The organism is Nonomuraea lactucae (assembly GCF_003313395.1).
Lineage (GTDB): Bacteria > Actinomycetota > Actinomycetes > Streptosporangiales > Streptosporangiaceae > Nonomuraea > Nonomuraea lactucae.
In genome coordinates, this window is record NZ_QNFZ01000687.1 from 1 (window position 1) to 3,182 (window position 3,182).

The window sequence follows — 3,182 nt, forward strand, 5'->3', positions numbered from 1 at the left end:
CTTCACCCTCTTCGTCGGATCCGCCCGCATCAGCTGAGCCGTCCGCACCCGCGAGAACCAGAACCGGCCCGAATCCGCGGGTGCCTTCGCGGCGGACTCCGCGGCGGCCAGCAGGATGGTCCTCGTGCTCTGCGGCTTCCCGGCGGAGACAGATGGGCCGGCGCTGGCGTCGAGGTCCGGGGAGCCGGTGCCGGCGCCCCCGCCGCCGAGAAACGGAACGACCAGCGCGGCGGCGGCCAGGCCGGCGACGGCGCCACCGGCGACCAGGATGAACGGGCTGTGCCGGAAAGCGGAGAACCTCCGGGCCCGCCGCGGGGTTCGGCGCGTCTGGAACGCGCGGGCAAGGTCGCCGGAGCGGTGTCGCCGGTAGGCGTCCTCGATGAACGCGTCCGGACGCAACGTGTCGAGGGCTTCGCTGACTGAACCTCTGTCCTTCATGTCTGTTCCTGGAGGGTGAAGGGGGGCGTGGACTGGAGCGCCTTCCTCAGGCGCTGGCGTGCGCGATGGAGCCGGACCTCGTACGTGCGGGCCGAGCAGCCCGCCACCTCGGCCGCCTCCGCGGACGTCATGCCGCACCAGCTCGTCAGGATCAGCACCTCGACGTCCTGCCCCTTCAGACCGGTGAGCGCGGCGAGGGCATGCTGGCGGTTCGCGACCTTCTCGGCGACGTCCCCCTCGACGAACGTGGTCAGCTGGGCGAGCCTGGCCACCAACTCCTCGGTGCGCAGCCGGCGGGCCCGCTGTTTGCGCAGCAGGTTGCGGGTCACCCCGAGCAACCACGGCAGCGGCGGGTCGGGCAGATCGTCCAGGCGCCGCCAGGCGATCAGGAACGTCTCACTCGTCAGGTCCTCCGCCATGGCAGGATCGGCACGTAGCAAGGCGTAACCCAGTACGTTCCGGTAATGCCGGTCATAGAGGATGGAGAATCGTTCTTCGGGATCGTCCACGCTAAGAACTGCCCCGAGGCACCCATACTCTTACAGTCCCATCCGAAAAATCTTTCAGATAGGGCGCACGAGCGCTCAGGCGCACGCCGCTGCCCTCCAGCCCCGTCCGCCGGGGTCGCGCACCGGGCGCGGGCGTACCGGTGAAGGAGGTTCAGGCGCCTCGCCAGGCGAGCTGCCGCTCCGCGATCTCGCGGAAGAGGCCCTTGAAGACGGCGAGCCTCTGCTCCCCCATCGCCTCGGCGTGCCGCCGCTCGATCGCAGCCATGATCTCGTCGGCCTTCGCCATCTGGTCGCGCCCCTGGGCGGTGGGGACGATCAGCTTGGCGCGCCGGTCCTGCGGGTCGGGACGGCGTTCGACGTAGCCGAGCTCCTCCAGCTCGTCGATCAGGTTGCCGATGACCTGCTTGTGCGTCCCCGACAGCCGTGACAGCTCCGTGGCGCGGGTCCCTTCCTCGTCGAGATGGCCCAGCACCGCGCCGTGCCGCGGCCTGAGCCGTGGATGCCCCTGTTCGGCCAGGGTCTCGAAGAGCTCCTTCTGGACCGAGAAGAGCAGCCGCGCGGACAGGATGCCGAGGTCCGGGTCGCGCTGCTTGTGCTCGCTGCGTCGGCCCACGGCGCTCCCCTCGTCACGGTCCTTGACTGTCACCTTTCGTAATAATAGAGGTCAGGGCGGTGCGGGCGCCGGGAGGCGCTACGACGCCCGCACCGGTGAGGGAAAGAGCGGGCGTCACTTCTTGAGCGGGCTCCAGCCTGCGCCGACGCCCATCAGGTGGAGGGCGACGCAGAGCAGGCCCGCGGTGCCCAGGGTGGTGACGGTGACCACGCCGCCCAGGGTCAGGCCGGCGATCTCGAAGACGAGGGCGAGGACGAACAGCAGGGCGGCGACGAGGGCGAACATGCAACCTCCCGACGGGGGTGGCCGGGCGCCGTTGATCCGCGTGGGGAGGGGGCCTCAGCGCGGTGGGCGTCCGAGGGTTGGACGGGCTTCCGACATGGGGATGTCCATCGCGATCCACCAGGAAACTGGCCGGATGGTGACGTTCCGTATACCGGCGATGACCCCGCCTTGACCGGCCGGTCAGTACCCGCGACGGCCCGAGAGCCCGCCCCGCGGGCCCCACCGCTCGGGTCAGGACAGCCTCGGATCAGATCAGCCTCGGGTCAGGTCAGCGAGGAGTAGGCCACGACGCCGCGGCGCATGGCGTCGATCGCCTTCGTCGCGGTCTGCCTGATCCTGCTGTCCTTCGGCGCGGCGTTGGCCAGCTGCCCGAGCAGGTCCATCAGCTGCTTGATCCACCTGACGAAGTCACCCGCGGCCAGCTCGTTGCCGTTGACGCCGTCCATGAGCACGGCGTCCAGGCTGTGTCCCTTGGTCCATCGGAACGCCGCCCAGGCGAACCCCAGATCGGGCTCGCGGATCGTCTCGAGGCCGTGGTCGGACTCGATGCCCTCCAGCTCTCCCCAGAGCCGGATCATCGCGGTCAGCGCGTCCTGCGCCCGACCGGCCGGGATCTTGGGACGGCGGGCGTCGTCGGCCTGCCGCGACTCGAACACCAGCGCCGACACGCACGCGGCGAGCTCGGGCGGGTCGAGCCTCTCCCACAGCCCCGTGCGCAGGCACTCCGCGGTCAGCAGGTCGAGCTCGGTGTAGAGGCGGCCCAGGCGGCGGCCCTCGTCGGTGACGGTCTCACCCTCCAGGTAGCCGAGTTGCTCCAGCACCGCGCAGATGCGGTCGAAGGTGCGCGAGATGACGTGGGAGCGCCCCTCGACGCGCCGCCGCAGCCCCTCGGTCTCGCGCAGCAGCTTGTGGTAGCGCTCCGCCCAGCGGGCGTGGTCCTCGCGCTCGTCGCAGCCGTGGCAGGGGTGCTGGCGGATGCGTCGCCGCAGCTCGTTGATCTCCTCGTCCTCCACGGCGTGGTCGCGCGCCCTCGCCGGCTTGCCCAGGTCACGGTCGCCGATCTTGGCGAGCAGCGTGGAGACGAGGTTGGCCCGCTCCTTGGGCGAGCGGCCGTTGAAGTTCTTCGGGATGCGCAGCTTCTCGATCGGCTCGACGGGCACCGGGAAGTCGGCCGGGTCGAGTTTCTTGACCTGCTTGCCGATGGTCAGCACGAGGGGGCTCGGGCCGTGCCCGCGCGGGTTGCGGCCCGGGTCGAGGACGATCGCCAGTCCCGCCCGGCGGCCGCCCGGGACGCGGATGACGTCGCCCGGCTGCAGCGCCTCCAGCGAGCGCACCGC

Annotated in this window: 4 protein-coding genes and 1 pseudogene; all 5 read right to left on the reverse strand. The window is 70.9% G+C overall.

Features of this window, described 5'->3' with window-relative positions:
- A partial coding sequence (locus DQW85_RS25420) for a hypothetical protein (RefSeq protein WP_205315398.1) occupies nt 1-438 on the reverse strand: 438 nt, incomplete at its 3' end.
- Nucleotides 435-947 carry an RNA polymerase sigma factor gene (locus DQW85_RS25425; RefSeq protein WP_240197419.1) on the reverse strand — a complete coding sequence of 171 codons (513 nt, stop codon included), beginning with the start codon at nt 945-947 and terminating at the stop codon, nt 435-437. The genes DQW85_RS25420 and DQW85_RS25425, both read right to left, overlap by 4 nt.
- A 151-nt stretch (nt 948-1,098) precedes the next feature.
- A complete protein-coding gene (locus tag DQW85_RS25430) occupies nt 1,099-1,593 on the reverse strand; it encodes a MarR family winged helix-turn-helix transcriptional regulator (RefSeq protein WP_205315399.1) in 495 nt (164 codons plus the stop codon).
- 81 nt (nt 1,594-1,674) lie between these two features.
- Complete coding sequence (locus tag DQW85_RS46055; protein ID WP_205315400.1) at nt 1,675-1,845, reverse strand: hypothetical protein; 171 nt, start codon at nt 1,843-1,845, stop codon at nt 1,675-1,677.
- A 263-nt stretch (nt 1,846-2,108) separates the two neighbouring features.
- Nucleotides 2,109-3,182 (reverse strand): annotated as a pseudogene (locus DQW85_RS25435) (DEAD/DEAH box helicase); the annotation flags it as partial.

Coding starts and splice junctions, on each gene's coding strand:
- DQW85_RS46055 (WP_205315400.1), bottom strand. CDS start 1,845: ATGTTCGCCCTCGTCGCCGCCCTGCTGTTCGTCCTCGCCCTCGTCTTC.